The organism is Pseudomonas sp. B21-010, from assembly GCF_024749325.1.
GTDB lineage: Bacteria > Pseudomonadota > Gammaproteobacteria > Pseudomonadales > Pseudomonadaceae > Aquipseudomonas > Aquipseudomonas kilonensis.
Map to the genome: position 1 here is coordinate 3,075,110 of NZ_CP087198.1, position 24,515 is coordinate 3,099,624.

Annotated in this window: 22 protein-coding genes; 8 read left to right on the top strand and 14 right to left on the bottom strand. The window is 61.7% G+C overall.

Annotated elements, in window-relative coordinates:
- Window positions 1-239: 239 nt before the first annotated feature.
- From LOY50_RS13500 to LOY50_RS13515, 4 genes are read right to left on the bottom strand one after another with little or no spacing between them, the layout of a single operon-like run.
- Window positions 240-1,607, bottom strand: coding sequence for a 4Fe-4S binding protein (locus LOY50_RS13500; RefSeq protein WP_258691116.1), 1,368 nt, complete (start codon window positions 1,605-1,607; stop codon window positions 240-242).
- Entirely contained in the window at window positions 1,595-2,449 is an 855-nt protein-coding gene (locus LOY50_RS13505; protein ID WP_258691117.1) for an FTR1 family protein, read from the bottom strand. The genes LOY50_RS13500 and LOY50_RS13505 overlap by 13 nt, the downstream gene beginning before the upstream one ends.
- Window positions 2,450-2,471: 22 nt before the next feature.
- Window positions 2,472-2,834 carry a cupredoxin domain-containing protein gene (locus tag LOY50_RS13510; protein ID WP_258691118.1) on the bottom strand — a complete coding sequence of 121 codons (363 nt, stop codon included), beginning with the start codon at window positions 2,832-2,834 and terminating at the stop codon, window positions 2,472-2,474.
- 2 nt (window positions 2,835-2,836) lie between these two features.
- A complete protein-coding gene (locus tag LOY50_RS13515; RefSeq protein WP_063321427.1) occupies window positions 2,837-3,367 on the bottom strand; it encodes an iron transporter in 531 nt (176 codons plus the stop codon).
- A 204-nt stretch (window positions 3,368-3,571) separates the two neighbouring features.
- On the opposite strand from LOY50_RS13515, the gene LOY50_RS13520 reads away from it, so the two are divergent.
- The gene (locus LOY50_RS13520; RefSeq protein ID WP_053179517.1) at window positions 3,572-3,799 is read left to right on the top strand and encodes a DUF3079 domain-containing protein; all 228 of its coding nucleotides are present in this window, start codon (window positions 3,572-3,574) and stop codon (window positions 3,797-3,799) included.
- Between the two features lie 140 nt (window positions 3,800-3,939).
- Here the strand turns inward: LOY50_RS13520 and LOY50_RS13525 are convergent, their stop codons facing one another.
- From LOY50_RS13525 to LOY50_RS13535, 3 genes are all read right to left on the bottom strand, one after another.
- Window positions 3,940-5,679 carry a dipeptidase gene (locus LOY50_RS13525; protein ID WP_258691119.1) on the bottom strand — a complete coding sequence of 580 codons (1,740 nt, stop codon included), beginning with the start codon at window positions 5,677-5,679 and terminating at the stop codon, window positions 3,940-3,942.
- Between the two features lie 376 nt (window positions 5,680-6,055).
- A complete protein-coding gene (locus tag LOY50_RS13530) occupies window positions 6,056-8,056 on the bottom strand; it encodes a U32 family peptidase (protein ID WP_258691120.1) in 2,001 nt (666 codons plus the stop codon).
- 118 nt (window positions 8,057-8,174) lie between these two features.
- Window positions 8,175-9,743 (bottom strand): sensor domain-containing diguanylate cyclase, encoded by a 1,569-nt coding sequence (locus LOY50_RS13535; protein WP_258691121.1) that lies wholly within the window; start codon window positions 9,741-9,743, stop codon window positions 8,175-8,177.
- A gap of 127 nt (window positions 9,744-9,870) precedes the next feature.
- Between LOY50_RS13535 and LOY50_RS13540 the strand changes: the two genes are divergently transcribed.
- Window positions 9,871-10,329 (top strand): metallophosphoesterase family protein, encoded by a 459-nt coding sequence (locus tag LOY50_RS13540; RefSeq protein ID WP_253474506.1) that lies wholly within the window; start codon window positions 9,871-9,873, stop codon window positions 10,327-10,329.
- A 9-nt stretch (window positions 10,330-10,338) separates the two neighbouring features.
- On the opposite strand, the gene LOY50_RS13545 is transcribed toward LOY50_RS13540, so the two are convergent.
- The 3 genes from LOY50_RS13545 to LOY50_RS13555 all read right to left on the bottom strand — a co-directional run bounded on the left by LOY50_RS13545 (window position 10,339) and on the right by LOY50_RS13555 (window position 13,566).
- Window positions 10,339-11,241 (bottom strand): sugar phosphate isomerase/epimerase family protein, encoded by a 903-nt coding sequence (locus LOY50_RS13545; RefSeq protein WP_253474509.1) that lies wholly within the window; start codon window positions 11,239-11,241, stop codon window positions 10,339-10,341.
- Between the two features lie 216 nt (window positions 11,242-11,457).
- The gene (locus tag LOY50_RS13550) at window positions 11,458-12,627 is read right to left on the bottom strand and encodes a Gfo/Idh/MocA family protein (protein WP_258691122.1); all 1,170 of its coding nucleotides are present in this window, start codon (window positions 12,625-12,627) and stop codon (window positions 11,458-11,460) included.
- Window positions 12,628-12,645: 18 nt separating this feature from the next.
- Window positions 12,646-13,566: a sugar phosphate isomerase/epimerase gene (locus LOY50_RS13555; RefSeq protein WP_258691123.1), complete on the bottom strand. Its 921-nt coding sequence runs from the start codon at window positions 13,564-13,566 to the stop codon at window positions 12,646-12,648.
- Window positions 13,567-13,694: 128 nt separating this feature from the next.
- On the opposite strand from LOY50_RS13555, the gene LOY50_RS13560 reads away from it, so the two are divergent.
- Complete coding sequence (locus LOY50_RS13560; RefSeq protein WP_258691124.1) at window positions 13,695-14,750, top strand: LacI family DNA-binding transcriptional regulator; 1,056 nt, start codon at window positions 13,695-13,697, stop codon at window positions 14,748-14,750.
- Between the two features lie 197 nt (window positions 14,751-14,947).
- Here the strand turns inward: LOY50_RS13560 and LOY50_RS13565 are convergent, their stop codons facing one another.
- Together LOY50_RS13565 and LOY50_RS13570 are read right to left on the bottom strand one after the other, a co-directional pair.
- Entirely contained in the window at window positions 14,948-16,042 is a 1,095-nt protein-coding gene (locus LOY50_RS13565; protein ID WP_258691125.1) for an alkene reductase, read from the bottom strand.
- Between the two features lie 51 nt (window positions 16,043-16,093).
- Window positions 16,094-16,933, bottom strand: a complete 840-nt coding sequence (locus tag LOY50_RS13570) for a pirin family protein (RefSeq protein WP_258691126.1) — start codon at window positions 16,931-16,933, stop codon at window positions 16,094-16,096.
- Between the two features lie 121 nt (window positions 16,934-17,054).
- Here LOY50_RS13570 and LOY50_RS13575 point away from each other — a divergent pair, with 121 nt between their 5' ends.
- Complete coding sequence (locus LOY50_RS13575) at window positions 17,055-17,969, top strand: LysR family transcriptional regulator (RefSeq protein WP_258691127.1); 915 nt, start codon at window positions 17,055-17,057, stop codon at window positions 17,967-17,969.
- A 134-nt stretch (window positions 17,970-18,103) separates the two neighbouring features.
- Entirely contained in the window at window positions 18,104-18,721 is a 618-nt protein-coding gene (locus LOY50_RS13580; RefSeq protein WP_018613374.1) for a hypothetical protein, read from the top strand.
- A 221-nt stretch (window positions 18,722-18,942) separates the two neighbouring features.
- Here LOY50_RS13580 and LOY50_RS13585 read toward each other — a convergent pair whose 3' ends face one another.
- Both LOY50_RS13585 and LOY50_RS13590 read right to left on the bottom strand, forming a co-directional pair.
- A complete protein-coding gene (locus LOY50_RS13585) occupies window positions 18,943-20,145 on the bottom strand; it encodes an NAD(P)/FAD-dependent oxidoreductase (protein ID WP_258691128.1) in 1,203 nt (400 codons plus the stop codon).
- A gap of 246 nt (window positions 20,146-20,391) precedes the next feature.
- A complete protein-coding gene (locus LOY50_RS13590) occupies window positions 20,392-20,766 on the bottom strand; it encodes a response regulator transcription factor (protein WP_253474531.1) in 375 nt (124 codons plus the stop codon).
- A 351-nt stretch (window positions 20,767-21,117) separates the two neighbouring features.
- Here LOY50_RS13590 and LOY50_RS13595 point away from each other — a divergent pair, with 351 nt between their 5' ends.
- The 3 genes from LOY50_RS13595 to LOY50_RS13605 all read left to right on the top strand — a co-directional run bounded on the left by LOY50_RS13595 (window position 21,118) and on the right by LOY50_RS13605 (window position 24,453).
- Entirely contained in the window at window positions 21,118-22,140 is a 1,023-nt protein-coding gene (locus tag LOY50_RS13595; protein ID WP_301300420.1) for a LysR family transcriptional regulator, read from the top strand.
- 192 nt (window positions 22,141-22,332) lie between these two features.
- A complete protein-coding gene (locus LOY50_RS13600) occupies window positions 22,333-23,349 on the top strand; it encodes an ABC transporter substrate-binding protein (RefSeq protein ID WP_258691129.1) in 1,017 nt (338 codons plus the stop codon).
- A gap of 111 nt (window positions 23,350-23,460) precedes the next feature.
- Window positions 23,461-24,453, top strand: coding sequence for a helix-turn-helix domain-containing protein (locus tag LOY50_RS13605; protein ID WP_258691130.1), 993 nt, complete (start codon window positions 23,461-23,463; stop codon window positions 24,451-24,453).
- Window positions 24,454-24,515 lie beyond the last annotated feature (62 nt).

Consider the following 24,515-nt stretch of genomic DNA (forward strand, 5'->3'; position numbering starts at 1 on the left):
CCGGCATCCATGCCGGGTTGCCCACTGCGCAATACCTTCGTTCAGCCAGCGTGGTTAACGGGGCGTCCCAGATCAAGATCAAGATCAAGATCAAGATCAAGATCAAAAGCGAGGCGGTCTGGCGGGTTTCTCCTGTGGGAGCGAGCTTGCTCGCGATGGCGGTGTGTCAGTTTTTGGTGATGTTGAATGTGCCGGCCTCATCGCGAGCAAGCTCGCTCCCACAGGGTGTTGTGAACACATCACCATCCCCAGAACTGCAGCCACCAGCCATAACCCACCAGGCTACTGGCCAAGACCAGGCATGCCATGGCTGGCAATCGTTGGGTCGGTGGAGCCTGCGTCTGCTGCAGGCGTTTGTAGCCCAGCCATAAACTCCAGGCTATCGCCGCTATCAGCAATACGGCCCGAGCCGGTTGTACCCATTCCAGCAGCAGTCCTTCATAGCGCAGCAGTTTGACCGTGGTGGCCGACAAGCCGAGGAACAACCCTGCACCGCCAAGGGGTGTCAGGGTGATGGCTAAGGGCGGATATTGTGTGCTGTCACCCGAGAGGCGTGCCGCCAGGCGCATCAGCAGCATCAGCGAAGTGCCTATCACCAGTGCACTCATGGCCAGGTACGCGACGATGCAAAAACCATCGAGCCAACTGAAACTGTCATTGAGTTGCGGATAGTGCGTCAACAGCCACCAGGGCGCGTTGTCCTGGAGTGCCCAGAGCCAATCATGACTGACCAGCCATTGGGCCAGGCTTTGCTTGAGGTCGATGAACCAGGGGCTGACAGTCCACTGGAAGGCGCCCATGGCCAGGCCGATGACACCGAACAACAGCAAGCGAACATCCCAGGGCGAGAGGGTGTCAGCCGTCGAGTGCAGGATTTCCTCGCTGCTGGAGCGGGCAATCAGCCGTACCGCATCGCGCTGGCCGCTGCAGCGACCACAGGCGTGGCAATCGGCGGCGCCACGCATGCGGCGGATGTCCAGCAAGGGCGCGCAGTTGGGAGGAGGGCGACGCGGTGCCGGGTTTTCCAGCCAGCGTTGTTCGTTCACCTGAAAGTGCACAGGCGCCAAGCGAGCAAGCAGCGAGAAGACGCCACTGACTGGGCACAGGTAACGGCACCACACCCGCTTGCCCCGGGCGAACAACAGGCCGACGATCACCGCGGCGACGGTCGAGCCGCCCAGGATCAGCAACGCCGCCTGGGCGTAGTCGTAGACGCTGATCAGTTGACCGTAGAGGGTGGTCAGGCAGAACGCCAAGGTCGGCCAGCCAGCCCAGCGCAATCCGCGCGGCACCCCGAAGCCTTTGCCGTACTGGCTGGCCCATTCGCTCAAGGCGCCTTCCGGGCACAGCACGCCACACCAGAGTCGCCCGAACAACACGATCGACAGCAACACGAACGGCCACCACAGGCCCCAGAACAGAAACTGCGCCAGCAGCGTGAGATTATCGAACAGGCGTGCCTGGGCGCTGGGCAATGGCAGCAGGGCCGGCACCACCAGCAGCACCGCGTAGAACAGCACCACCGCCCATTGCACGGCACGAATGGTTGCACCGTGGCGCCGCATGCCGTCGCCCAGGCGTTGGAGCCAGGGGTTCAGGTCGGGCATGGCAGGTTTTCCGTCTTACGCGGCCGCAGCCAGCCCGCGACAACGGCCCAATAGCCCAGCCACACCAGCAGCGTCATCGCACTCGGGCTGGCCCGATAGCCGGTGAAGTCCGCCAGGAACCCGCCCAAACCATGGCCGTCGTCGAGTATCGTGCTGCTGTCCCACAGCGCGTCGCCAATGGCGCGATACACCGCCTCGGGCCAATCCATCGCGAGCAGTTGCCCGCCGACCCGCTCGATACCGCTGACCAGCAACGCTGCCCCCAACAGCAGCAGGATCGCTTCGCTGATGGCAAAGAAACGCGGCCATGAGATGAACCGGCGACTGCTGTGCAGCAAGGAGACGGTCAGCAGCGACAGCACCAGCCCGGCCAGCGCGCCCACAGCGAACAAGCCCAGTTGCGGCCCTTGCAGACGCGCACCGGCACCATACAGGAACACCACGGTTTCACTGCCTTCGCGGCTGACCGCCAGCAGCGCCAGCACCAACAGTCCCAGGCCGCCCTGGCGGCTCAGGCGCTGGTCGGCGTGGCGTGTCAGGTCATGTTTGAGCGTCCTCGCGTTTCGATGCATCCAGCCGACCATCTGCACGATCAGCAGGCTGGCGACCAGCGCCAGCGACGCCTGGAACCATTCATTGGCCGTCCCGCTCATGGCCTCGCCGGCCAGCAGGATCAGGCCGGCCAGCACGCCCGAAAGCAGCAGGCCCAGCGCCGCGCCGGTCCATACATAGCGCAGCAGTTGGCTGGCCTGTTGTTGCCGGCTGACCCAGGCCTGGAGAATCCCGATCACCAACAACGCCTCGACGCTTTCGCGCCAGACAATAAACATCGATTGAGTCATGCAAACGCCTCCTGCTGACCGATTACTGGGCGAGAATCCCGCCCTCGGGCAGTTGCGGATTGAATTCGTCGAAAAACGGATAGCGCCCGGGGCGCAACGGGTGGATGACCACGAAGGTCGTGACGCCGGGCGAAAGCACTTTCTCGACGCGCAAAGGCGTGCTTTCGAACTCCGCCGGGCCCTGGCCGATGTTTTTCAGCACGATCTTGAACCGTTGCCCGGCCGGCACTTCCAGTTGCGAGGGCGTGAAATGCCCGTCGCGTATGCTCAGTTCGTAAGTCGGCAATTCGGCTTGGGCGATCGAGGGCAGCAGCAAACCGGCCAGCATCAACCAGGCCAGGTGTCGATGAGGCGCGACGTGCCGTGGGCAGGATGAGCGGCGCATGCTCAGTACCCGCCTTTTTTACCGATCCCGGCGTAGACGAATTCGTAATGCAGTTCGCAGCGTTCGAACCATGGCGCCACACCGGTTTCCTTGTCGGTATGACGGCCGAGCGAGCCATGGCCGCCAGGCGGCAGGAGGGTGAACGTCAGTTGATATTTGCCAGGGCCGAGCAGCTTGACGTTGTCGCCGTAGTGCGGCCCGTCGTTGGCGACCATGGCGTGGAAGTCACCCTTGAGCTCGGTGTCGTTGCCTTGTTTTTTCAGTTGGAACGACACATTGAGGTAGGGCACGAAACTGCCTTCCTGGAAGCCCTGCTTATTGTCCGCCGTGGCGCGGATATCGGCTTCCAGGTGCACGTCGGAATCGGCCGTGGCTCGCATCATCCCGGCCGGGGCCATTTCAATCGGCTGCAAATACACCGCACCGACCTCCAGTCCTGGGCACAGTTGCGGTTCGCCGATGGGGTATTCCTTGGCCTGGGCCAGCGGTGCGAGAAACAGCAGGGCCAGAGGCAGAGTTGCAAGTGTGCGCATGATGACTTCCTGGTTGGCTAAATAATGGCGCCGAGTCTAGGAAGCTTTGCTGCGAATAATAATGATTCTTGTCAATTTTTAGCGCGAATTTTCCCACAACGAATGCCGACTCGTTCCTGCACGGTTGTTCTTGATCGGGATCAAGGGGCACGGCGCCCCGACGCGGTAGGGTGCGGGTACACCCATCAGTTATACGGGGTCGTCATGGCAAAGCCCTTTCCCATCAGTCCCAAACATCCCGAGCGTATTTGCTGGGGGTGTGATCGTTACTGTCCGACCAGTGCGCTGGCCTGCGGCAACGGTGCCGATCGAACGATGCACCCGGCCGAGATGATCGGAGAGGATTGGTACCTGCACGGGGATTGGGGGTTGGAGCTGGTCGATATTACCGCCAAGGTCATCGATCCAAGCGCCACTCACCCGAAGGTGTAGGAGCTGTCGAGTGCAACGAGGCTGCGATCTTCCCAAAGACACTTGAATCTCAAGCGAAAGATCAAAAGATCGCAGGCTTCGCCAGCTCCTACAGAACCGAGCGGGAGCAAGCTCCCTCGCCACAATGGATCACACGCGCCTTAGAGCTTCGGCAACTGCCCGATCCGCCCCATCATCTCGGTCACGATCTGCAAGTCCAACAGGAACTGCTCGACCGTCTTGAACTCGTTGTCGTTGTGACCGGTGTACTTGACGTCGGGCATGGCCAGGCCGAACTGCACGCCATTGGGCAAGTCATGAACCGAAGTGGCGCCGGCAGAGGTGCCGTACTTGTGTTCCATGCCCAGGTTTTCACTTGCCACGGCCAACAGTGCCTTGACCCATTCGCCCTCAGGGTTGCGGTACATCGGCTCGTCAATGGAATAGTCGAAGGCCACCGCAACGTGGGACTTCTTGCTCCAGGCGGCCAGTTTGTCGGCGATTTCAGTCTTGAGGACTTCTGTGCTCTTGCCCACTGGCACCCGCAGGTTGACCGCCAACTTGAAGGTTTTCTCATCCATGCCGACGTAGGTCAGGGACGCGGTGAGCGGGCCCATGAAAGCATCGGAAAAACCAATTCCCAGTTTGCTGCCCAGATAGTCCAGGCCCCAGTTGTCGGCGGCATAGCGGGCGGCGTCGGTGATGTGGTTTCGTTTGAGCGCGACCTTGCCGTCCAGGCTGTTGATGAAGTCCAGCATCCTTGCCACCGGGTTGACGCCTGACTCGGGTTCGGAGGAGTGGGCGGACACGCCAGTGAAGGTCAGTTGGACGTCCTTGCCGACGACCTGGCTGGCCACCTCGAAGTTACCGCCATTGCGCTTGGCATAGTCGGTGCCGGCCTTGAGCAGGCTGGCGGCCAGTTCGGCGGGCTTGTCGCTGGCGAAGGTGGCAACGGACGTCGACGGAATCTGATTGGTCGCCAGGCCGCCCGTCAGCGCGGTCATTTCTGCCCCCTTGCCCTGTGCAGCGCGCCGGGTGAAGTTCGCCATGACGGTGCCATAGCCTTTCTCGGCAATCACTACGGGGTAGCCGCCATCCAGCGCCAGGTTGTAGTTGGGCGTCGGGTTGCGTTCGAAATAATAGGGGATGGCGTCGCCAGTGGTTTCCTCGGTGGTGTCGACCAGCAGCTTGAAGTTGCGCGCCAGCGGCAGTTTCTCTTCCTTGATGATTTTCATGGCATAGAGCGCGACCACGATGCCGTTCTTGTCGTCCTCGGTACCGCGGCCATACATGCGGTCGCCCACCAGGGTGACCTTGAACGGGTCGAGGCGGGTGCCATCTTTCAATACCCAGTTTTCCGGGGTTACCGGCACCACGTCGGCATGGGCGTGAATGCCGACGACTTCGTCGCCGTTGCCTTCGAGGGAAATCTCATAGACGCGGTTGTCGACATTGCGGAAGTTGAGGTTGAACGCCTCGGCCAGGCTTTTGATCTTGTCGGCTATCTTGAGGAATTCGGGGTTCTCGTGCTGGGCGACGCCGTCCTTGCGAAAAGTCGGGATGGCGACCAGTTCCTTCAGCGTCTGGGTGGCCGCCTGGCCGTATTTCACTCGGGCATAGAGGCCCAGCAGGCGATGGATTTCATTCTGCTGTTCAGCTGAAAGGGTTTTGTTGCCTTGGAACGCGCTGATGGCCGGGCCGAGGTTGGCGGTTTTGCCCAGGTCGCTCTTGGCCACGTCGGCCAGGAACTGCCTGAAATCGGTGACTGAGGTGTTGGAGAAGGTTTTGACGATGGCTGCGCCCTGTTGGGCGGTGATGTTGGCGAATGCTGGTGTGGTGATCGAAGCGAGGCTGGACAACAGCAGGGTGGTCACGGCCAGGTGTTTGAGCGAGAAGTCCATTGCTGGGCATTCCTTTGCAGGCGGTAGGAGGGAAGTGTCTGATTTGATGACACAAACGCTTGCAACCTAACACCGCGAGGAAGTGGTGGGGGAGTCCTGTAGGAAAATCTGTCGCACAGCGAAGCAAAAACGGCGCAGAAATGAAAAATGGCGCAGGGCCATCAACCACCTGATATTCAACATCAATGCAAGCAGGCCCACCGCTATCGCGAGCAAGCTCGCTCCCACAGGGGATCAGTGGCGGGCCCAAGTGCCGTGAACACCCGCAACCCACTGTGGGAGCGAGCTTGCTCGCGAAGGCGGCGATACATTCAACATCAATGCAGGCAGGCCTACCGCTATCGCGAGCAAGCTCGCTCCCTCAGGTGCGCATTGCTCAATGCGGCGCGCGGGGGATCGTCTTGAGCAGGTCTTCAGGGCTGATGTGGCCGACCACGGGCTGCGCTGTGCTGCCGGGCAACGGCAGGTCCAGGATGTGCCCCTTGATCTTGCCGACCACATGCATTTCGCAGGGTTTGCAGTCGAACTTCAGCGTCAGTACTTCATCACCGTGGATCAGCTGCATCGGTGCCACCTTGGTGCGCACGCCGGTGACGCCCTTGGCCTGCTTGGGGCAGAGGTTGAACGAGAAGCGCAGGCAGTGCTTGGTGATCATCACCGGCACTTCACCAGTTTCCTCGTGGGCCTCGAACGCCGCGTCGATCAGCTTGACGCCGTGACGATGATAGAAGTCCCGGGCCTTCTGGTTGTAGACGTTGGCCAGGAACGACAGGTGCGACTCCGGGTACACCGGCGGCGGGTTGGTCTCGGCCTTGCGGCCACCGCGTGGGTGGGCTTCGATGCGGGCGGCGGTCAGGGCCTCGATGGCTTCGCGGCGCAAGGCCTTGAGCTGCGAGTTGGGGACGAAGAACGCCTGGGGCGCATCCAGCTCGATCGCGGTGGCGTGGTATTCGGTGGTGCCCAGTTGGCCGAGCAGGTCGTGCAATTGCTCCAGGGCCTGTTCCGGCTTGTTGGCCTGGCCGAACGGTCCGTCCAGGGCGACGCTGGCGCTGATGCCTTCTTCGCTGGTGGCGGTCAGTTCCAGGCGCTCTTCACGCAGGCGTGCAACCCAGGCCAGGCCGACGCGGCGTTCGGAGGAGGTCTTGAGCAACGCTTGCTGCCAGTTGTGGTCCAGGTTGCGGCTCAACGGGTGGTTGGGGCGCAACTGGTACATGCCGGCCGGCATTTCGTTGGGTTCGACACGGTAGCGATAACGCTTCTGGCCGTCCTCTTCGAACTCACCCTTGGGCTCGGCGATGTTGGCGCGGAAACCGACGACTTCGCGCTTGACCAGCACATTGAGGCCGTCGCCGTTGGACAGCGGATCGAAGGTCACCACTTGCAGGTCGCGCTTGCCGACTTTTTCCACCACGCCCACCGGCACGCCGGTAAAGGTCGGCGAATCGAAGGCGCCAATGTCGATCTTGCGGTCGCTGACGAAATAGTCGGTGCTGCCACGGTGGAAGGTCTTGTCCGGGTCGGGGACGAAGAAGTGTGCGGTGCGGCCGCTGGACGCGCGGGCCAGGTCCGGGCGGTCTTCGAGGACATCGTCCAGGCGCTGGCGGTAATAGGCGGTGATGTTCTTCACATAACCCATGTCCTTGTAGCGGCCTTCGATCTTGAATGAACGCACGCCGGCTTCGACCAGGGCGCGGATGTTGGCGCTCTGGTTGTTGTCTTTCATCGACAGCAGGTGTTTTTCGTAGGCAACCACCCGGCCCTGGTCGTCCTTGAGGGTGTAGGGCAGGCGACAGGCCTGGGAACAGTCGCCACGGTTGGCGCTGCGGCCATTCTGGGCGTGGGAGATGTTGCACTGGCCGGAAAACGCCACGCACAGCGCGCCGTGGATGAAGAATTCGATGGCCGCGTCGGTCTCATCGGCGATGGCGCGGATTTCCTGCAGGTTCAGCTCACGGGCCAAGACCAGTTGCGAGAAACCGGCCTGGTCGAGGAACTTTGCTCGGGCCAGGGTACGGATGTCGGTCTGGGTGCTGGCGTGCAGCTCGATGGGTGGAATATCCAGCTCCATCACCCCCAGGTCCTGGACGATCAGCGCATCGACGCCGGCATCGTACAACTGGTGGATCAGTTGGCGGGCTGGCTCCAGCTCGTTGTCGTGCAGGATGGTGTTGATGGTCGTGAACACACGCGCGTGGTAGCGATGGGCGAACTCCACCAGCCGGGCAATATCACCCACTTCGTTGCAGGCGTTGTGACGCGCGCCGAAACTCGGGCCACCGATGTACACGGCGTCGGCGCCATGCAGGATGGCCTCGCGGGCGATGGTTACGTCGCGGGCGGGGCTGAGCAATTCCAGATGATGTTTGGGCAAGGACATTTGTTTTTAGTCAGGCTGGTCACGGTCGAAGCGAGCATTGTAGCCGCCAGGCGCCTTGCAGGCACCTGTGGACTTGGGTTTGCCCGACCTTGACCGATGCGCGGCGGTCCCGCTGGGGTCACCCAGGTGTCGAGTCGGCGCTGCACCAACGGTTGCGCCCGGTGTTCTTGGCCAGGTACAAGAAGGCATCGGCGGCCCTGATCAGCATGGCCGGGGTGACGTCCTCTCCGCTCGGCTGGCAGGTGGTGACACCCGCGCTGATGGTCACGATGCCCAAGGGATGGTCGCCATGTTCAATGTTCAAGGCCCTGACGGCTTCGAGGATTTGCTGCGCGACCTTGGCGGCACCGGCGCTGTCGGTGTTGGGCAGCAACACGGTGAACTCTTCACCGCCATACCGGACCGCCAGGTCACCAGGCCGCTTGATCGTTTGCCCAATGGTACCGGCAATCGCGCGCAGGCAATCGTCCCCGGCAGCATGGCCGTATCTGTCGTTGAAGCGCTTGAAGTAATCGACATCGAGCATGATCAACGCCAGGGAAGAACCCTGGCGCTTGGCCAGGCGTATCTCGTCGGCCAAGGCGATGTCCAGCCGCCTGCGGTTGCCCAGCCCGGTCAGGCTGTCGGTCAGCGCCATGTCGCGCATGGCCTGGTGCGCAGTGCGAATCTGTTTCTCCATGGTCATCCGGTGGCGCAACTGGCTCAGCACGATGAGCCCGAAGACGACGAGGATCATGATCAGGAAAATCAGCACGAAGCTGGTCTTGAACAGGTCGCGCCGCCACGGAGCGATGATGGATTCGCGCGACAACCCGGCTTCCACCACCAACGGGTAGGTGGTCAAGGCCCGAAAGCCATACAGGCGCTCGGTATCGTCGACCACGGCCCTGGCCTCCGCGATGCCCTGGTTCGAGGTGGGCAGGTAGTTCCTGAAGATCACGCTGTTGACCAGGCTCTTGCCGATCACTGATTCGACGAAGGGGCGACGTACCAGAATGGTCCCGCTGCGTGTGGCCAGGACCAGCGCCCCCTTGTCGTCGATCTTGAAGTCGCCGTAGTAGTCGACGAAATAGCTGACCTTGACCGTTCCGAGCAACACACCGGCGAACGAGCCGTCGGGATTGTTCAAGCGACGGGACACCGGAATGATCAGGTCGTTGGTGGACCGGCTCTTGATCACTTCGCCGATGCGCACGCCCCGGTCCTCGTGGGTCCGGTGATACTGGAAGTAGTCGCGGTCGGCGTTGTTCGCCGTTTCCGGGATGACTTCCTTGTCCGTCACCAGCCATTGGCCGTCCGGGCCATAGATAAACAACCCGTGCAGTTGCGGCATGATGGCGGCCTGTTGCACCAATAGCCTATGGATGCGCGCAACGTCCATGTTCTGCAGGCCATCGCCCTCCACCCGTTCACTGAGGGCGGCGGTGACCACATCCACTTGTCGGATGGTATCTTCGGCGTGCTGGGCCGTCGCCCGTGCCAGGTTCGTCACCGAATCCTGGGCGGACGAAAAGGCCGCGCGATAATCCCGCCAGGTGCGCCAGCCTTCGACGGCCAGAAACGCGATGATGACCACCACCATGAAACTCACGGTCAGGCGCAATGCCGCTCCAGCCCGTGCGCTCTGGGGAGAGAAGTGCTCATCAGTGTTTTCGATCTTTGGCTCTGGCCGTTTGCGTCCGAGCATCAATATTTCCTTTTACGACGGGTCTGCGCATTATTGATGCGCAGCCTATCTTATTCGATTTCAGCACGTTAGCTCGCTACGACGAGGCAGGTACAGCCGGCGACACACGATTGGGGAGAAAGATTTCATGAAAGTTGGCGTCATTTCCGACACCCACGGTCTGCTCCGCCCGCAAGCGCTGACAGCATTGCAAGGGTGTGAGCGGATCATCCATGCCGGTGACATCGGCAGCCCCGGGATTCTGGATCAATTGGCGTCGATTGCGCCATTGTACGTGGTGCGCGGCAATAACGACCTGGGGGCCGATTGGGCTGGGCCGCTCGCTGACCGCCTGCAATTCGACCTGTGTGGATGGCAGGTCTTGCTGGTTCATGACATCGCCGATGTACAGGACTCGCTCGACCCGGGCGTGAAGTGGGTGATCAGCGGCCATTCCCACAAGCCGGGCATCGAATGGCGTGGCGACCGGCTGTACCTGAACCCTGGCAGCGCCGGCCGGCGGCGGTTCACGCTGCCGGTGACGCTGGCGTTGGTCGAGGTGAGTGCTGGCGCGATCGAGCCGCGGCTGGTCCGGTTGCTGGAGTGATGGAGACGCTTACTTGAAGTATTTGTCGACGTAGGACTGGATTTCCTTGCGCATGAAGCGCCCGGATTCATCCGCCCGTTCTTCCCAGCCGAACACGCAAGCGGTGACGATGCCGTCGAAGCCGGTCTTGGCCAGTTCACTGAAGAACAGGTCCCAGTCGATCTCGCCCTGGTGCATGTCCATGTGCTGGTGGACGGTGACCTTGGCGCCGGGCGGGTTGACGATGTAGCGCAGGCCGGACGAGGCCTTGTGGTTGTAGGTGTCGGCGATGTGGACATGGGCGATCATCGACCCGGCCTCGGCGATCATGGCTTTCATGTCATCGCCGAAATAGAAGGTGTGCGGCGTGCAATAGAGGAACTTGACGTTGTCCGAGCCGAGGGTCTTGAGCATGTCGAGGGCCGGATTCAGGGTTTCGCACCAGTCTTCGGGGTGAGGTTCGACGTTCAGCGTGACCCCCTCGCTTTCCAGGATCGGCACCAGTTCCTCCATCGAACGCCACCAGGCCGCTTCGCTCGACTCATGGCTGTGCACGCCACCGCAGCAGCTGACTTTATGCCCACGATCAGGCGACGGCCCCCGGCCAAACTCCGAGTTCATCGTCGTGCAACCCATTTCCACGGCGATCTGGATGGCCTCCTTCCAGTAGTTCACCGCTGCCCGGCGTTCGTCTTCGTGGGGGCTGGCCCAGCGATACATCGGCAGTAGCGAGGCCAGTTGCAGATCGTGGTCGCACAGGGCTTTCTTGAACTCGGCGATGCGTTCCTTGTGGGCGCGAGGGCGGACCCACCAGGGCAGGAAATCTTCCCGTGGCGACAGTTCGAGGTATTCGAAACCGAGCTCGGCGGTCTTGCGGCACAGGTCCGGCAGGCTCAGGTGGCGATGCATGTAGGGGTCGAGGGCGATTTTCATTGTTGTTCTCCGTTAAGCAACGCTTATTACCGTGGCCAGAGATTGCTCCCGCTGGACTGCGTGTAGGAGCTGTCGAGTGAAACGAGGCTGCGATCCTTCCCCAGACACTTGAGTCTCAAGCGAAAGATCAAAAGATCGCAGGCTTCGCCAGCTCCTACAGGTCCAGTGGGAGCAAGCTTCCTCGCCACAGGGTTATTTTGACTGACTGGCGTCGGGTCAATAGGCGACCCAACTTGAATCCTGGTTGGCTGACTCCACACAGCGTTCGACCCAGCGCACGCCTTCCACGCCGGCGTCGATGTCGGGGTAGCGCACGGCGGCCAGCGCCTCGCTGTCGCCACGGTTCGCCGCATCCATGGCCAGGGCGAAGCGCCGATAGAGATTGGACCAGGCTTCGAACAGCCCTTCGGGATGGCCGCCACCGATGCGGTCGTCCTCCAGCGCGTCGGCGTGCAGGTAGCCCATGCCGCGTTCCAGGGTCTGCGCGGGTTGGCCCTGGATTTCGAAGCTCAGCTGGTTGGGCCGCTCGTCCCACCATTCAAGGCTGGCCCGGGAGCCGATCACGCGAATCTTCTGCCCGTGCATGGAGCCGGCATTCACAGCGCTGGACCAGACCATGCCCATGGCGCCGCCTTCGTATTCCATCAAGGTGTAGGCGTTGTCTTCCAGCGGGGCGCGGCTGGCGACGAAGCTCTGTCGGCTGCACATCAAGCGTTTGATCTTGAGATCGGGCAGCATCACCTTGGACAAATACAACGGGTGCGTGCCGACATCCCCCAGCACGTAGCTGGGCCCGGCCTGGCGCGGGTCGACGCGCCACTGCGTGGCCTGGTTCCGGGCCTCCACCGGTGCGCTGTGAAAACCATGGGCAAACTGCATGTGCACCATGCGGATCTCGCCCAATTCCTGGGCCGCGATCATCGCCCGGGCCTGTTCTATCAACTGGTGCCCGGCATAGCCGTAGGTCAAGCCAACGATGCGTCCCTTGGCGTGCGCCAGGCTGCGCAGGGCCTCGGCCTGTTCGAGGGTAAAGCACAGCGGCTTTTCGCAGACCACATGCAGCCCGGCTTCCAGGGCGGCCCGGGTGATGGCGTAGTGGGTGCCGTTGGGCGTGGCGATTGACACCGCTTCAATCCCGTCGGGACGTTGTGCTTCCAGCTCGAACAGGCTGAGGTAGTCCGAATAGCAGCGCTGGGGCTCGATACCCAGTTGCTCACCAAAGGCTTGGCCGCGTGCAGGGTCGATATCCAGCGCCGCGGCAACCAGTTCGAAGTTCCGGTCGCGCAGGGCGGCCGAGCGGTGGATGTAGCCGATCTGGCTGTGCTCGCCGCCACCGACCATGGCCCAACGGATGGGCCGCGTGATTGTTTTGCTGCCGTTGATCATGACGTTGTCCTTGTGTGATCAGAAACCGATGCGGGCCAGGTAGGTGCGGCTGGCGGCCACGTCGTCGAGGCTACTCCCGGCGTTGCGCGGGTCACGCTCCTGTTCGACGGTGATGCAGCCCACATAACCCAGTTCATGCACCAGGCTGTGCAGCGCCGGGTAATCGATGACGCCGCGCCCGATGGGGCACATCACGCCCCGGGCGCAGGCGGCGAAGAAGCGGATGCGTTCGTTCAGCACCTGGTCGAACACCACCGGGTCGATGTCCTTGAAGTGCAGGTAGTCCAGGCGATGGGCGTAGGTGCGCAGCGACGCGACCGGGTCCATGCCCGCGTAATAGAGATGCCCGGTGTCCAGGCACAGCCCGGCGACTTCATCGGGAATGTCGTCCACCAGGCGCGCCAACTCGTCGGCGAACTCGATGTAGCCACCGGCGTGGGGATGGATGACGGCGCGAATGCCGTATTGATGCCAGGCAATGTCAGCGATGGCGCGGATGTGCGCCATCATCGTGTTCCAGCGAGCATCGTCCAGGCGCGGGGCGCGGTCCGAGTGACCGGCTGCGTAGTCGCGCGCCTCGTGGCCCCAGTCGATGATCACCAGATAAGGCCCGGCATGGCGCTGGCCGGATTGCTGCGCCATGGGCGGCAGTTGTTTGAGCAGGGCGCAGATGTCGTGAGTCTGGCGCAGCAATTCAGGCAGGTTGGCGGGGTTGACCAAGTCGTCGAAAATCGTCCCGGCGACGATCTGGAGATCGTGTTCAGACAAGGCCTGAACAAGGGTTCCGTCCAGCGGCAGGTAACCATAAGGCCCCAGCTCGATGCCGCGATAGCCAGCCTTGGCCGCTTCGCCAAGCACCCGGCGCCACGGTGGCAGGAACGGGTTCTTGACGTCGTCGACGCCCCAACAGCAGGGCGCTGTGCAGATGTGGATCGCCATGGAGGTACTCCGGCTGTGTTTATTGTTATGGGCTGGGCCTGATGCTATTGCGTCGCCGGGGAGGGGGCCATGGGGCAATGGCTAAATCTGTCAAAACCCCTCATCATGGTCGGAAGAGGTGTCAAGACATGTCAGAAAAACCACGGCGAATGCTTCGCCCCACCATGGCCGATGTCGCCCGGGAAGCCGGGGTCAGCTTGTCTACCGTCGACCGGGTGTTGAACCTGCGCGCCGACGTGCGCGCCGACACCGCCCAACGCATTGCCGCGGCGGCCGCGCGGTTGGGGTTCCATGCCAAGGGCGTTATCGAACAGCGGGTGCTCAACGACCGCCCGACCTTGCGGCTTGGCTTCCTGTTGCAGAAAAGCGGCGTGCCTTTTTACCAAGGGCTTGCCCACGCGTTGTCGAACGCTGCCGCGACCTGCACGCGAGCACGGATTCGCGTGGTCATTGGCTACTTGGACGACCTCGATCCGGTCATCGTGGCGCAACGCATCCTGGCCCTGCGCGATCAAGTGGACGGGCTGGGCGTGGTGGCGGTGGATCATCCCCGGGTCCGGGAGGCGGTTGCGCAATTGCGCGAGACAGGTGTTTCGGTGGTGGCGCTGCTGTCGGAGTTGTCCAGCGCCAGCGGCACGGGGTATGTCGGGTTGGACAATCGACTCACAGGCCGCACGGCAGGCTGGTTCATCAGTCGTCTGGCGAGTCGCCCCGGGGCGGCGGCCGTCATGCTCAGCAGCCAGCGTTTCCAGTGCCAGGAATTGTGTGAGCTGAGCTTTCGCAGTTATCTGGCCGAGCACTCCAGCGAATGGGAGCTGCTCGCGTCGCGCCTGACGCTGGAGGACGATGAGTTCGCGTATGGCAACACGCTGGACTTGCTTACCGCAGAGCCTGACCTGGTGGGGCTTTATGTGGCCGGTGGTGGCATCGCCGGCGTATTGCGGGCCTTGCGCAGCCTCCAGGAACAGCGGATTCGCTTGCCGGTGGTGGTGTGCCACGACCTGACGCCGTTGACACGCGAGGCGTTGAAGACGGGCCTGGTCCAGGCGGTGCTGTCGCATCCTGTCGCGGCGTTGGCTGGGCAGGCCGTCGATACGTTGGTCGAAGCCGCGACAGCCACGCCACCAGGCCTGGCACCGAGGCGGGTGGTGCCGCTTCAGATCGATGTGCCGGAAAGCACCTGACTGTTTGATTGCAGTCTGAGCCATCGCTATCGCGAGCAAGCTCGCTCCCACAAGGGGCTTGCGCCAACTGGAAGATCCGGGAGGACCAGAATCAAATGTGGGAGCGAGCCTGCTCGCGATGGCGCCGGGTCAGTCGGTATGGCCGGTGACTGATACACCGCTATCGCGAGCAGGCTCGCTCCCACAGGTCTTGAACATTAAGCTTCTTGGCCTGCTTGAGCGCCGGCCAAGGTCGGATAGTCCGTATAACCACGCTCGTCACCCTGGTAGAACGTCGATGCATCAGGGGTGTTCAGCGCCTGGCCTTGTTTGAAACGCTCCACCAAATCCGGGTTTGCCAAAAACGGCGTGCCGAATGCCACCAGGTCAGTTTCTCCACGGCTGATGGCAGTGGCGGCCCGTTCGGCGCTGTAGCCGCCATTGGCAATGTACGTTCCGCCGAAGCGACGCTTGAGTTCCAGGAAGTCGAACGGGCCTTCGCCCAATTCCACGATGTGCAGGTAAGCCAGGCCATAGCGGCTGAGCATCCTGGCCGTGTAGTCGAATGTTGCTTGCGGGTTGCTGTCGCTCATCGAGAAGTAGCTGAAGATCGGCGACAGGCGAACGCCGACACGGCTGGCGCCGAAGACTTCGATCACCGACTCGACCACTTCCTTGAGCAAACGTGCACGGTTCTCGATCGAGCCGCCGTAGGCATCGGTCCGTTGGTTGGTGCCGTCACGCAGGAACTGGTCGATCAAGTAGCCGTTGGCGCCATGAATCTCCACACCGTCAAAGCCGGCCAGCTTCGCGTTGGTCGCGGCCTGGCGGAAGTCGGCGACCACGCCGGGGATTTCATCGAGCTCCAGGGCCCGTGGCAGTTCATAGGGCTTGAGGCCTTCAGGGGTGTAGATCTCGCCATCGGCCTTGATTGCCGAGGGGGCTACGGGTTGGGCGCCGTTGACCTGCACCAACGGATGGGAAAGACGGCCTACATGCCAGAGCTGCAAGAAGATCTGCCCGCCCTCGGCGTGGACCGCGTCGGTCACCTGTTTCCAGCCGGTGATCTGCTCAGGGGTAAAGATCCCTGGCGTTCTCAGGTAGCCCTTGCCCTGGGCCGACACCTGGGAACCTTCGCTGACGATCAGGCCGGCGCTGGCCCGTTGGCTGTAGTACTCGGCCATCAGGGGCGTCGCTGCATCGCCAGCGCCCGCGCGGCTACGGGTCATCGGTGCCATGATCATGCGGTTTTTCAGGGACAGCTTGCCGACTTGAGTGCGGGACAACAGAAGATCGAGACCGATGTCAGTCATGATTCACCTCTAAGGGATCGGGTATGAATTAGGGATTGAGTCGAGGGGCGGTCAGGCCAACCGACCCTCTTGTTGCAAAAGGGCGCCGATGCGCTGGATTTCTTTCTCGCCTTTTTCCAGGGCTGCCTGGCTGGTGTGCACCGAGTAGTAGCCCATCACCAGGTCATGGGGATGCTTGACCGCCGAACCGAGCACGAAGGAGGTCGCGCCCCGGGCAACGATGTCGATGGCCTTGCCGGACGCTTCGAATACCACCATCTCTGCGGCATTGACGTGGCCGCCGGCATCCAGGCCGCCGCTGTTGACCACCAGCCAGGCGACGGTGTGCCCGGCCGGCGGCGTGTAGCGCCAGTGCTCGTTGTCCTGCAACTGCACGGCGAGGTAGTTCATGCCTGCTGGCGCCGCAACATTGCTGCGGGCTGCGCCGTATTGGCCGAGCAACACCAGCGCCGGACCTTCACGGGGGATCTCGGAGGGGGCCAGGTAGACGCTGCGGGCCGGGGCATTTTCTTCTGCCGCCGGCAGTGCAACCCAGAGCTGGAAGCCTTGGATCGGCGAACCCGCAACCGGTCGGGCGGTGTGCCATACGCCGTTACCGGCTTGCATCCACTCCATGCCGCCGCTGGGCAGCGTGCCTGACTGCCCCGTGGTGTCTTCGTAGATCACCTGGCCTTCGATCATGTAGGTCAGCGTGGCGATCCCGGAATGAGGGTGCATGCCGAAGCCTCTTTGCATGGCATCGGCGTTGAAGGCGAAGTGATCGAGAAACACGAATGGCTTGCAGAGCTGGCCCAGGTCACCGGGACTCATGAGCCGGGTGATCGGCCCATGGCTGCTGCCGGAGGTGCGGTGGACGATGGCGCGGGGCGGTGCTGCGACGATGCTGTTCATGGGGTGCCTCCAAGTCTTGGGCGCTGGGCCTCGATGCGAGAAGGATAAGTGCCTGCCAATAGATTGATTAGTCGATACAATCGGATTGAACTCATCCACAAAACGAAGGAATGTGCGCGCCATGCTCGATCTCAACGATGTTGCGCTGTTCGTCCAGGTGGTCCGCAGCGGCAGCTTCGCCGAAGCCGCCAGGCGCTTGGGCATGCCTTCCAACACCGTCAGCCGACGGGTCCAGCAGTTGGAGGCGCAGCTTGAATCGCGACTTCTGCAGCGCTCGACCCGCAAACTCACGCTGACCCATGCGGGCCAGGGGTTTTATGACCGCTGCGTGGATGCGGTAGACGGCCTGATGGATGCCGGACAGGAACTGATGATGGGCAGCGAGGAGCCCAGCGGCCTGGTGCGCATCGCGGCGATGGCGGACTTTTTCGATTTCTTCCCGATGGAGTGGGTGGCCGACTTTTTAGCCGCGCATCCGCGAGTGCAGCTTGATTTCGTGCTCAGCGATGCCCGGGTCGATCTGATTGCCGACCGCATTGACGTGGCCTTTCGCGGCGGTCCCTTGCAGGACTCGGGGTATGTCGGTCGCCAACTGCTCAAGAACGACGGTGACGGCATGGTTGCCAGCCCCGCGTACATTGCCGCGCGCGGCGCACCGCTTTCGTTGCAGGACCTGGCTCACCACGACGGCGTGAGTTTCGCTCATCCCGGCGGCATGACCCATTGGCGATTCGTTGGCCCGGACGGCATCGAGGAACAGGTGCAGATCGCCAGCCGCTTCCACGCCAACACCGCCCAGGCGCTGCGCAGGGCGACCGTCGCCGGCCTGGGCATCGCCGTGTTGCCGGGGGCGCTGAGCAGCCTCGACCTGGAAGCCGGAAGGCTGGTGCGGGTGCTTCCGCAATACCAGCGCATCGGCTTCGGCCTGAATGTGCTCTATCCGAGCCGGCGGCAGTTGCCGCTGGCGGTTTCGGCATTCATCGGGTTGGTGATGGAGAAGCTTGAGCTCAAGGCGTTTCCGGCGCGGATGATGTAGACAAGCCTGGGTGCTCCATTTTGCATTTTTCATCCCCGCGGCTAGTCTCACCTGCGTGTTCTGAGGCGCCCTTGAAACTCTGGACGAGTTCAGCTGTGGCCCCATGTCAACCCGATCAAGACAGGGATAATCTTATGCCGGTTGTTTTGCATCAGTTCACCGTGGCCATGGGCGGCGTCATGAACCCAGGTTATCTCGAAGCGTTGGAACTCGCCCGGCAATGCGCGACGCATGCCCATACCCAGGCCCTGCCGGGAGCTGGCATTGCCCACGGCTCCTGTTGGGCCGCATTGGCAACGGTGTCCAATCCGGGCGCAGGTTTTCCCTTGGGGAATGCGGTAGCGGGCGGGGCGGCCTTGCCTTATGGCGTGGTATTTGGAAATTCACGCTTTTCAATCGTTGGCGCCTTCGCTGTTGTGCCCGGCGCGCCTGCGGTCGGGTTTTCCGGTCATGCGGAGCGTAACGCCTTGGTGGTGGCGGGCGGCAATGGCTTGGTGCCCTATGGCCTTGTCGCGCCAAATGCCGGGGACTGGGTGATGTATGTTCAACTGCATCCCTGCCAATACTGCTTGCCATGGCTGCAAGGCGCCGGAGGCGGCGGACTGCTCAATCCTTTTGCGGGGCTGATCGCCGGGGCCCAGAACCTTCATGTCTGGTATCGGTGGGCACACAACCCGGTCGGGTGCGCAGCCAAGGACACCTGGAACGGCCTGCCCCTGGCGACCAAGCTCGCGCAGATCAATACCTGGTGAACAGACGCAGCGATTAGAGAAACAGGTGGGAGTGAGCCTGCTCGCGATGGCGGCGGATCAACCAACATCAATGTTGATTGACACAGCTATCGCCAGTAGCCTCGCTCCCATCGGTTTGGTGCTGGTTTTTCATCAAAAAAACGCCCGCCGAAGAATCATTGGCAGGCGTCTGGGAAAGACCGGCGCAGAAAGGAGAGACTGGCCGGGTTAGGCAGTAAGGGTCAGGCCACCGGAATCAACGGGTCAGCCGCCGCCAGGGCCGCGGTGCGGTCAGCAGCGGGCGGGTAGATCCACACGCTGTTGATCTGGGTCTTGAGATCCTTGGCTTCCTGCCCGACCAGCTTGAGTTGGCGATCCCAACCTTCGGTATACACCGCACCCCAGGCGCCCAGGTCCAGGCAGGTCACGTACTTGGGTTGGCTGTAGGGCATCGGCGCCACACCCAGCAGGTCGGCCGCGACGTTGTTGCCGGCGTAGCGACCCAGGGATATGGCGTGCTGGCAAGACATCGCCGCGTAATTGCCCAGTGTGTCGGTGGCGGCATAGGCCACGTCACCGGTGGCGAATATGTCGTTTTGCCCCAACACTTTCAGATGGCCGTCGACGTGCAGGCGACCCTGCTGATCGCGGGTGCCTGGCACTTGCTGGGTCAGTGGGTGGGCACGGAAACCCACGGTCCAGATCACGGTATTGGACTCGATACGCTGGCCGTTCGACAGGGTGACACCGCCGGCATCCACCGAATCGACTGAAGCATTGAGGATCCACTCGATGCCCAGGTGATCGGACGCTTCGATCACGGAGGGGCGAATGCCGTCGCCCAACGATGCGCCGATCTGCGGCGCGCGATCCACCACGATGACCCGGATGTTCGCGTCCTCACCCAGGGCTGCCCGCAGGCGAGTTGGCATTTCGGTGGCGGTTTCGATGCCGGTGAAGCCGCCGCCGGCCACCACCACGGTGTTGCGGGCAGGGCTGTCCGGCAGGTTCTTGAGGGACTTGATGTGGGCTTCGAGGCGCGTTGCCTGTTCGATTTCATCGACGTCGAAGGCATGTTCGAGCATGCCTTTGAGATCGGGGCGAAACAGTTTGCTGCCTGCCGCCAGTACCAATCGGTCGTAACCCAGGCTGCCCTGGGTGCCGAACACGTCCACGTAGCCGACCTGTTTACCCTCGACGTCGATACTGCTCGCCGAGCCCTGTACGAACTTCACGCCCACTGCATCGAACAGTCCGTCCAGCGGAGCCAGCATGGTGTGGACGTCCGGCTCATAGAAACGAGGCCGGATGCGCAATTCCGCCTGGGGCGCCAGGACAGTAATCTGCACGTCATTTCGATCATGCTGGTCCAGCAGGCGGGCCGCGCTCAATGCGCTCCATACTCCGCCGAAGCCAGCACCAATAACCAGAATTTGCTGTTTCATGATTTGCTCCCGAAGACAAAATCGATACGTTGAATGAATTGAACTGTTCAGCGTGACCGTGGCGCGAAGTACCCAAAAGTGTCTGGCTCAATGATTGAGCATCAAGCACCTTCAACTTTGGTTCGCTGTAGAAGATCGTATGCGCCGGCGCAACATCCGACACTTCTACGTAAGGTCAGTGGTGATATGTCTGGGTATGACGGATCTATACGAAGGTATTAAGGCCAGGTGATCGGCATTGCGGCATCACGTCGGACGATTGAGGACTGATTCGAGACAAGCGATCAGTTCTGCACAGTTGAACGGCTTTGGAAAAAACGCCACTGGCTCCACCGCGTACGCCCTTGTTCTTGGCGGCGCGCTGGGGTGGCCGGTGATAAAAATGGCTGGGATATGAATGCCCCGGGCAGACAGTTCATCGTACATCTGGAGGCCGGTCATTCCCGGCATCTGGATATCCGATATCAGGCAGGCTGTGTTTTCAAATCCGGGTGAAGCCAGAAAGTCGATGGCACTGGCATAAGTTTTAACGCGATGGCCGTGGGAGCGTAACAAACCATCCAATGCAACTCGAACCGATTCATCATCATCAATAATTGAAATAATCGCAGTGTGGGACATTTCGATACCTGGTGGTGATAGCAGGTTGCCGTACAGGCGCCGCTATTACTGCAAGATACGCTGTCCAATAACTCCGCCAAGTATACCTGGGTATGAATTTTTACTGATGACGGCGAACTCCCTGAACCCGCTGGTAGTTCAGGCCGCACACGATTGTGCAGGATCGTCCTGCATACCGAAGTATCAGTGAACCTGCCTAAGGCATGAGTTGGGTGTCCCTACGTACGACAGACATCGGCCTGTCACGGGAATAGCCTTTCAAACATCCCATCGCTGCTGCGCCTTGATGAGGGCTCAAGCGATGATCCTGTCCTCTCCTGATTCAATGGCCTGGCGCCTGGGACGGCTATCATGATGAACAGAAATGACCTGCGTCGTGCTGACATCAATCTGCTGGTTGTCTTCGAAACCATGATGCACGAGCGAAATGTCACTCGCGTGAGCGAAAAGCTTTTTCTCGGTCAGCCAACGATCAGCAGTGCCCTGGCGCGCTTGCGGTTGATGTTCGATGACCCGTTGTTTATTCGTGCAGGCCGGTTGATGGAGCCGACGTCCCGGGCACAGGAGATCTTTTCCAATCTCTCTCCAGCGCTGGACGGCATCGCCGCGGCCTTGAGTCGTTGTCAGGCGTTCGACCCGGGCACCAGCGAGGCGACCTTTCATATCGGGCTCTGCGACGACGTCGAATACGCGTTGTTGCCCGATCTGTTGCGGCGCCTGCGAGTCGAGGCACCGGGCACGACCTTGGTGGTGCGTCGGGTCGATCAATGGCAGATGTCACAGTTGCTGGCCTGCGGGGATATTTCACTGGGGATCAGCCACACCTTGGAGCTGCCGGCCAATGCCCGACGCAAGGCCCTGCGTTCGATTCGACCGATGTTGTTGCGGGCCGATGCGCAGCCTGGCGAACTGACCTTGGACGAATTCTGCCGCCGACCCCATGCGGTGGTCTCATCCATGGGCAATGTTATTGATGACTCGGACCGCGCCTTATGCCTGATGAACCGGCAACGCCGGGTGGTGCTGACGGTGCCTCAGTTCAGCGCCTTGCCAGTGTTGCTGGCCCGGAGCGACATGATCGCCATCGTGCCGGATTACGTGGCGCGGGCGATGGCGGTGGGGACAGGTTTGCGGGCCGAGCCGGCGCCGATATGCTTGCCCGAGCACGAGCTGTCCATGGTCTGGCGCGGCGCCTCGCACAATGACCCGGGGGAACGCTGGTTGCGCGACCGTTGCAGCACGTTCGTCGCCGAGCATGCCGACTCGCAGATAGAGCCCAGGAAGGCTCCGCTGCACACCGATGCGGTGCGCCAGGCCTTGACGGCGGCCACACGCAGCCAGTCCAACAGATCGACACCATCGATCAGCGCCTGACGGATGTTCGGCGCGCCGCGCACGATCAGCGTGTGCGGTTGGGGAGCCGATTAGCGATTCGGTGCTTGTCGGAGGCGTTGGAGTGCACTGAATATTTAAGTGCTATTGATATTCCATACCAGTATTTAAATTAATTTTTTTATAGCTTTAAAGTCAGCCCCCTCGGTTTCTTTCATTTCCTGTGAGGTTTCCATGGCTATGGCTTTCAAGCGTTCTGCGCTCACGGTGTGGTTCGTCTCCGTGGCGGCAGCGGCATTGCTCGGTCCCACGGCCCAGGCAGAGGGCAAGATCAGCATTGCCCAGCAATTCGGTATCGGCTACCTGATCCTCGACGTGGTGCGTGACCAGCAGTTGATCGAGAAGCATGGCAAGGCCCAGGGCCTCGATATCAAGGTGGACTGGAACAGCATTTCCGGCGCAACGGCGATGAACGAAGCCTTGCTGACCGGTGCCCTGGATGTGGTCTCGGCCGGCGTTCCGCCGATGCTGACGATCTGGGATCGGACCCGCGGCAAGCAGAACGTCAAGGCCATCGCCTCGCTGGGGTCGATGCCCAACTATCTGTTGACCAATAACCCGAACGTGAAGAGCCTCAAGGACTTCACCGACGAGGACCGGATCGCTGTCCCGGCGGCGGGCGTCGGGTTCCAGTCACGCACGCTGCAGATCGAAACCGCCAAGGTGTTCGGGAACGATCACTTCAAGAAGTTCGATGATATCTCGGTCAGCCTCCCGCACCCGGATGCGACGGCGGCGCTGATCGCCGGTCAGTCGGAAATCAATTCGCACTTCTCCAGCCCACCGTTCCAGTACCAGGCACTGCAAAGCCCCAACGTACACAAGGTGCTCAGCTCCTATGATGTGCTGGGCGGGCCGGCGACGTTCAACGTGCTCTACACCACGGAAAAATTCCACGACGAAAATCCCAAGACCTACAAGGCGTTCTACGACGCCCTGGTGGAGGCGCAAGGCATCATCAAGGCCGACAAGCCGGCCGCTGCCCAGACCTACATCCGCGTAGAGCAGTCCAAGTTGCCGCTGCCACTGGTGGAAAAAATCGTCACTGACCCCGAAATCGACTTCACTGTCGTCCCGCAACGCACCTACATCTATGCCAAGAAACTGCACGAACTGGGCGTGCTGAAAAACCAGGCCGACAGCTGGAAGGACTATTTCTTTGAAGAGGCCCATGCCGACGCCGGCAGTTGAGTCCTGAGCGATTATCCGTTTTCGGCACAATTGCCCGACCGGCCCACGGGGCGGAATGGAACTTGCCTGAGCTTTGACCCGTATGCCCTGGAATCATCAAAGGTCGGGTCAATGAACAACTCCAACATGGCGCAGCCAGCGATCTCGTCGGACCTGTTGCCGACGCTGCCGATCAATCGGTTTCGTACCGCAGACATCGACGAGCACGCCCGCAACATGGGCGGCTGGCAGGTTTGCTATGACCAGTTGACCCCCGGGCGCTTCGAAGGCGAGTTGGTCGAGTTCCGCTCGGACTGGATGCAACTGGTGCGCGACCGCTCTAATCAGGCACTGACCAAGCAAGGCATGGCCTGGGAGGGCGCCATCACCTTTAGCGTGCCGCTGAGTGCCGATGGGCCGGTCTTTTGCTCCGGGCATCCGATTATCGAGCCCAGCCTATTGGTCGCCCGTGGCCAGAACCTGCCCGAGCTGCGCACACCCCAGCATCTCGACCTGCTCAGTGTCGCCATCGACGAGCAGGCGTTGGAGCATGTGCTGGAACGACAGGGCAGTCGCTTTCGAATTACCGATCTTCCCAAGTGTTACCGTCTCGGCAACTCGACGCTGCCCGCCGAGCTGGCGGCGTTGTTCGATGAGCTTGAAGGTGGCGAGCAGGGGCGTGACTCGTTACTGGGTTACGAGTCGATCCGCCGTGGCCTGCGTGACACGGTGATGCTGCACATACTGGAACTGGTGGCACCGGATGAGGCGCCGCCGCTCAACCCCACGGCGCGCAAGCGCATGGTCGACCGCGCCCGGGAATATGCCTTGACCCATGTCGATGAGCCGCTGTCGATCCTCGACCTGTGCAACCACATCGGTGCCAGCCGACGAAAACTGCAGTATTGCTTCCAGGAGACGCTGGGTATCAACCCCGTGGCCTATTTGCGGGCGTTGCGCCTCAATGCCGTGCGTCGTGAACTGCGCAGCGGCGGCCATGCCCAGGGTGTACAGGAGGTAGCGGCGCGCTGGGGCTTCTGGCATTTGAGTCGGTTTTCCAGCGACTATCGGGTGCTGTTCGGCGAGACCCCTTCACAAACCCTGCGTCGCACGTATCTGTGCTGAAAACGGATAACGGCTGACCGGCCGGCTCCCTAGGATGACCCCAACACCACATGGTTGGAGGG